The 5,160-nt window shown below is 45.7% G+C and carries 5 protein-coding genes and 1 pseudogene; 1 reads left to right on the forward strand and 5 read right to left on the reverse strand.

Annotated features, from left to right (window positions below):
• Positions 1-62 precede the first annotated feature (62 nt).
• From FD47_RS13575 to FD47_RS13590, 5 genes and pseudogenes are all read right to left on the reverse strand, one after another.
• On the reverse strand, positions 63-1,238 hold the full coding sequence (locus FD47_RS13575) for an aminotransferase class I/II-fold pyridoxal phosphate-dependent enzyme (protein ID WP_008213140.1): 1,176 nt from the start codon (positions 1,236-1,238) through the stop codon (positions 63-65).
• Between the two features lie 383 nt (positions 1,239-1,621).
• Positions 1,622-2,129: DUF421 domain-containing protein (locus FD47_RS13580; RefSeq protein ID WP_235806107.1), on the reverse strand; the 508-nt coding region annotated here is incomplete at its 5' end.
• Between the two features lies 1 nt (position 2,130).
• Positions 2,131-2,252, reverse strand: a pseudogene (locus FD47_RS16210) (hypothetical protein); the annotation flags it as partial.
• The gene (locus FD47_RS13585) at positions 2,252-2,704 is read right to left on the reverse strand and encodes a DUF3290 domain-containing protein (RefSeq protein WP_054736528.1); all 453 of its coding nucleotides are present in this window, start codon (positions 2,702-2,704) and stop codon (positions 2,252-2,254) included. The pseudogene FD47_RS16210 and the gene FD47_RS13585, both read right to left, overlap by 1 nt.
• 23 nt (positions 2,705-2,727) lie before the next feature.
• A complete protein-coding gene (locus FD47_RS13590) occupies positions 2,728-3,258 on the reverse strand; it encodes a TetR/AcrR family transcriptional regulator C-terminal domain-containing protein (protein WP_008213134.1) in 531 nt (176 codons plus the stop codon).
• Between the two features lie 147 nt (positions 3,259-3,405).
• On the opposite strand from FD47_RS13590, the gene FD47_RS13595 reads away from it, so the two are divergent.
• A complete protein-coding gene (locus FD47_RS13595) occupies positions 3,406-5,115 on the forward strand; it encodes an MFS transporter (RefSeq protein WP_054736526.1) in 1,710 nt (569 codons plus the stop codon).
• Positions 5,116-5,160: the final 45 nt, after the last annotated feature.

Consider the following 5,160-nt stretch of genomic DNA (forward strand, 5'->3'; position numbering starts at 1 on the left):
TTAAAGTGTCCAACTTGCAGGGTTCACTTCAGACCCGGCTTTTTTCGTGCGCTCATTTGAGTTTATTTATCGCTTACAACGCTTTTGTCAGCAACCATCTGCTTGATGGCCTTCATGGCAGCCGTCAATGCTTCATCGCTTGCCGCGTAGCTGATTCGAATACATTCATCGTCACCGAATGCAGCCCCGGCGAACAAACCAATGTGGTACTCTTTGGCAAGGGTTTTGGCAAATGTCCAGCTGTCCATATTTAACGATGCCGGAATCTTGGCAAAGACGTAGAATGCGCCACCTGGATGGACAACGTCAAAACCGGCTTCGGTCATTTCTTTGGCAACAAAGTCACGGCGCTTTTCGTAAGCCTGCCGCATTGGTTCAGCATCGTTTTGGCCATGCTTCATCGCCTCGATGCCGGCATACTGAATGATCGACGTTGGCGTTGTTACCGTAAATTGGTGCACCTTGGCAATCTCATCAATAAACCCAGATGGGCCAAAGACAAATCCCAACCGCCAACCAGTCATCGCATGGGACTTCGAAAGACCGTTAACAATGACCGTCTGATCCGGCAACCATTTCGACAAGGTGTAGTGCTTCTGGCCATAGGTTAATTCACCATAAATTTCATCGCTGATAACCCAAATATGATTTTCTTTTAAGACCGGTACGAGGGCCTTCAGTTGATCTTCTGTATAGGCAACGCCGGTTGGATTGTTTGGATCAGTCAAAATGAGCCCCCGAACCTTTAATCCCGGATTGTCGTCAATGGCTTTTTGAACAGCTTCCGGCGTCAAAATGTAATCAGTCTTGCTGGTATCCACCCGAACCTGTTCCAGTCCGTGGAGCGAAATCGAGGCATCGTACAGCGGATAAGCCGGTGATGGTAAAATAACGGCTTCACCAGGTTTAAACAAGGTTTCGATGACGTCGGCAACGCCTTCGGTCGCCCCAACGGTCACAACAATTTGATCAGCTCCATAATGGTAGCCGAATTTATCCTGATAATACTTCGCGGCGGCTTCTCGGAGTTCCGGATATCCCCAGAAATAGGGATAGTGCGAGTGATTATCTTTAATGGCGTCCATTGCGGCCTGCTTAATGTGTTCTGGGACGTTAAAATTGGGCTCACCCAACGTCAATTTGACGATTTGGGGATCATCGCTGATCTCGTGGTCAAACTCCCGCATTGAGGATGGCTTGACGCTTAAAACATTTGGATTAATATCATTTAATTCCATCTAAAACACCTCCGAGAAGATTAGTGCGAACGAGGATTCATCCAACACTTTGTGAAACACCACTCAAAATTGTGAATGTTATGGTTAATCTTATCCTAATCAAATGAGAAGTCAATCAATAACAACCAATCCCTAAACATCGAAGGTTTTTGCCGGGACATTCCGTGGTTAACACGGAATTTGGGGCAGATTTTTGGCGAATCTTAACCAGTTACAAAATCGTTATCGGCGATCAATGTTGGTGTTAAAAGACCAGCCTTCATTTGCTTGATCAAGGAAAAAGCAACGGATCGTGGGATTGAGGTCAAACAACGCGAACCCTGTCGCCACTGTAAAATGGGTCGATGTTTCACATGAAACTTCTCCACGCTTCCAACAGTCCGTTAGTCCGTCTCATTTCTCTGATCGTAAGTAACCACCTGCAGTTGGCTATTGCGAAACGTTGCCATGTACACATCCCGGACACTGGTGATCCCTTGCTGCTTCAAAGTTTCATCTAACCATTCCTGATTCTTATCCATCACCTCAAGAACATCCGGATCAATTTGACCATCGATAATCACCGGATAACGGATACTGCCGGCGCCGTATTGGAGAACGGTCACTGACCCGTTGCGTTCCACAATTGCCCGCTTAACTTCCGAAATATCATAAACTCCAGCCGTTCGAAGTTTAAAGTCCACGTCCTTGGCCGACAAATTTGCTTTCAAACAGTTTTCGACCAGCAACTTCCCATTTCGCACGATGGTAATTGGATCGCCCTCCACAAATTTACCAAACCAATGAATATGAATTTTTAAATACCGGGTGACCATAATCAGCAGCGACCACAGCAGCAGAATCACGATGAATTGGGCCATTGTAATGGCGGGATTATAAATCACCCCGCCGNTTTTGCAGCTGATCAATCGCTGACGTTGGGGCCAGATTCCCCTTGCCTGTCAAATTAATTAACAGGGTAATAAATACGAAACCGACGATCAGCTTTAGCATGATATCTGAATATGTAAACATCACTTTTCCCCCTCGATCTTAACTCTGTTGGTGTCTCGCAGCTGAACGGTTTCCAGGACAAATTGCGACCCGTCAGTGTTGTAGTTCACCCGGAAATAGCCTTTGGGCGTCTTAACCAATACATTGTCATTCGGAGTGGTTGAATTGACACTCACCGTCGTTTTTGAGACGTCCAATTCGGCCGCAATTTTATCGAGCAGGGTCGTAATTTGCCCAGACTGCTTAATGGAGCTTTGAATCGTATTAAAGTCGTTGTACTGCATCCCCAGTATTAACAATAATAGCGTCCCCACAATAATCGTGAGGTCCTTGTATTTAATGTCAAACCGATTTCGCAGATAGTGTAGTAAAAACAAAATAAAAACAATCACCAGCACGCTGGTGAGCGCGATACGCCAATACTGCCAGGTACTTTGCGAAGCGTGCAAATAATTATACGTGTAAAAAGTCACTTTTATCCCCCCTTACGATGTCATTATGCTCTAACAAACCGGTCAATCTTTGCCCCCATAAAAGCAGGTGATTCAATGGAGCCCTGTCTTAGCCAACTAATGGACATATTAATAACGGCCCCCGATAGAAAAGCGCCCCAGTACGGATCTAATCGCCGCTCAGCCGGAATATCAAATAACTTCTTTTTCATTAAGTAGTGAAAAACCGTATTGAACACTTTAATGAGCACCTGCTCCATACCGGCATCGATCAGTGTTAATTGGCTGTGCCGTTCATTTTTAACCAGCTGAAAATAATGGGTCATCAGTAACGATAATGTTAATTTAGGCTGATTCGGTAATCGCCGTATGTACTGAATCATCGATAGAAACCCAAATTGGCTGATTACATCTCCTATCGTATCAAAATTTTTATAATAATAGGTGCGTGAAACACCTGCCAGTCCTGTTAATTCAGTAATGGAAATTTTTTCCAGTGGTTTCTCATTTAGTAACGTAATAAGTGCGTGGTAGATGTCACTTAATTTTTGGTCCTTTAGTTCCTTTGGCGACATAGTTAACAAAACCTCCTCTTTTGTAAACGATAGATACCTAATAAAGATACGTCGTGCTACGCTTATTTGCAAGCAATTCTCCAACGCCTGATTCCGGATCAGGGCTTGAATTGTCCTTTCATACCATATAAGAGGAGCCAAAACATAATGCTTTTAAAACAGAAACTAATCATTTTCGCCATGATGATCGGCATCTTTCTATGCATGTTGGATACCACCGTCATGAACATTGCCCTGCCCGCGATTCAAAGCGGACTCAACATCAATTTAAGCACCCTTTCATGGACCCTTAACGTTTACACGATTACATTTGCCGTTTTTACAATTCCATTTGGGCGGATTGCCGACATCATGGGGCGGAACAAACTCTACCTTATTGGCCTACTGCTCTTCTCACTTGGATCCATTTTATCGGGGAGTGCACCTGGAGCCGGATTATTAATTAGCGGGCGGGGCATTCAAAGTCTCGGGGCCGCAATTATTTTTCCCGCCAGCATGACCATTGGAATCTCCGCCACCTCAATGGCTAGCCGGGTTAAAACACTGGCCGCACTCGGCGTCACCCAAGGGTTTGCCACCGCCTTTGGCCCAACTATTGGTGGTATCGTGACGCAATTTTGGAGCTGGCGGGCCGTATTCTTCATCAATTTACCATTCGTGATGATCGTGATCATTCTTTGCCTGTTCCTATTACCATTAAGAAATGAGCCCCAAATGGCTGCAAAGATTGATATCGGTGGGATGTTGCTCTCGATGACCATGCTTTTTTGTCTCACCTTGGCACTCATCAAGGGAAATGATTGGCACTGGAATAGTCCGATCATTATCGGCTTATTTGGGATCGTTGCGAGCTCGCTAGTTGGCTTTATCATCATTGAGAGGCGAACGCCGGATCCAATGGTTCCCCTGACGCTTTTCAAGAATCGGCAATTTAGCGGTGCAACCATTGCCGTAGTCCTAACTGGTATCTTTCTAACCGCCATTCTAGTCATCATGCCAACCTTCTTCACTAAAATCTTGGGTAAGACTGAGCTGACGGCGGCATTTATGATTACCCCGGCGTCGCTTATGATCTTCTTTGTCTCCCCAATCGGTGGCACGTTACTTGAAAAAGTTGGTCCAAGAGTACTTATTTTTACCGGCTTCGCGCAAATTATTGGTGGCTATGCACTTTTATCAATCATTAATCCGGCAAATTACCTCAAAACCGCCATTAGTTTGGTACTTGTAGGTGGCGGCTTCGGCCTGATTGCTGGTCCGGTGGTCGTTCTCGGAGCCGCAAACTTTACTGGTAAACTACTCTCGGCATCGCAAAGCGTGTTAGGGGTCTTTCGCCAAATTGGCACCCTGTTAGCCGTCGCAATCTTTGTATCCGCTCTGAGCGCTAATCTCACAGCTGCCCGCCACCAATCAACCATTGAGGCAAACGCCCGCATTGCCGCCGCACAAACACTAACTCCCAAGGCAAAACGTGACTTCCGTAACACAGCGGATCAAGTCATCACCACTAGTGGCACCCACCAAATAGGTGCACCCCAAAATGCAGCAATTCCAAGAACCGAAACGTTAAAGTTAATCCAAACGAACTACCAACAAACTATCGATCGACTCCCTCGTGGCAGCCACCTGCCAAAGGACCAAAGACAGCTTATCCACGCGAAAGTTACCCAAGCGGTTACTCACCAAGTGAGATCCCAAAATTTGGTTATCAGCGCCGTTTCGCACCAAATCAAAACAACCACCAAGAAAAATATGACCAGTGCGTTTATGAAATTGTATCAAGTGGCCCTACCGTTTACAATAATCGCCGCACTAGCAAGCTTCTTGTTCGACCGCAAGCAGACATATTTGAAGTAACCCACGGTGCCATTAAAAGAGGCTGGGACAAAAGTCCCAGCTCAC

The sequence above is a fragment of the Lentilactobacillus parafarraginis DSM 18390 = JCM 14109 genome (assembly GCF_001435895.1).
Classification (GTDB): Bacteria; Bacillota; Bacilli; order Lactobacillales; family Lactobacillaceae; genus Lentilactobacillus; species Lentilactobacillus parafarraginis.

Coding starts and splice junctions, on each gene's coding strand:
- FD47_RS13590 (WP_008213134.1), bottom strand. CDS start 3,258: ATGTCGCCAAAGGAACTAAAGGACCAAAAATTAAGTGACATCTACCAC.
- FD47_RS13575 (WP_008213140.1), bottom strand. CDS start 1,238: ATGGAATTAAATGATATTAATCCAAATGTTTTAAGCGTCAAGCCATCC.
- FD47_RS13595 (WP_054736526.1), top strand. CDS start 3,406: ATGCTTTTAAAACAGAAACTAATCATTTTCGCCATGATGATCGGCATC.